This window comes from Pseudonocardia xishanensis (assembly GCF_039541715.1).
GTDB lineage: Bacteria > Actinomycetota > Actinomycetes > Mycobacteriales > Pseudonocardiaceae > Pseudonocardia > Pseudonocardia xishanensis.
Genome location: NZ_BAABGT010000133.1, coordinates 1 through 809 on the forward strand (window position 1 = coordinate 1; position 809 = coordinate 809).

Annotated in this window: 1 protein-coding gene; it reads left to right on the forward strand. The window is 70.6% G+C overall.

What is annotated here, in order from left to right; translation table 11 throughout:
* Positions 1-809, forward strand: a protein-coding gene (locus ABD993_RS36470) for an IS5 family transposase (protein WP_425569250.1) whose coding sequence is annotated in 2 segments (ribosomal slippage) — positions 1-330 and positions 332-809 — 808 coding nt annotated over the 2 segments. Because the reading frame shifts where the segments join, the coding sequence is not laid out codon by codon here. This gene is flagged as partial in the annotation.

The window sequence follows — 809 nt, forward strand, 5'->3', positions numbered from 1 at the left end:
ACCGGGGTGTTCTCCGACGAGTTGTGGGAGCTGATCGAGCCCGAGTTGCCGTCAGGGTCCGGCCGTCAGGGTCGGCCCTGGCGGGATCACCGCCAGGTACTGGAGGCGATCGCCTGGCGGTACCGGACCGGCTGCCCGTGGCGTGATGTCCCGGCGGAGTTCGGGCCTTGGCAGACGCTGTGGAAACGGCATCGCCGCTGGTCGGGCGACGGCACCTACCAGCGGATCTTCGACCGGGTGCTCGCGGCCCAGGACCAGGCCGGGCGGCTGGACTGGCTGCTCTCGGTCGACTCGACGATCGTGCGCGCTCACCAGCACGCCGCCGGCGCCCCGGCGGGCCACACAGGGGGCACAGTCGAATGACAAGATCCCCGAACCCGACGATCATGGGGTGGGTCGTTCCCGAGGCGGGCTGACCACGAAGATCCACGCCCTGGTCGACGGCGGCCTGCACCCGGTCACGCTGCTGCTCTCACCGGGACAGGCCGGTGACAACCCCCGCCTGGTGCCGCTGCTCGAGCGCCTCGCCGAGACCGGGCACCGGCCCGCGCATCTGCTCGCCGACAAGGCCTACAGCCACCCCTCGACCCGGCGACGGCTGCGACAGCGCCGGATCCGCCACACCATCCCCGAACGCCGTGACCAGGTCGAACGTCGTAAAGCCAAGGGTTCAGCAGGTGGGCGGCCGCCGAAGTTCGACCCCGAGCTCTACCGGCAGCGCAACACCGTCGAGCGCAGCTTCGGCCGGTTCAAACAGTGGCGCGGGATCGCCACCCGATACGACAAGTACGCCCGCACCTACTTCGGCG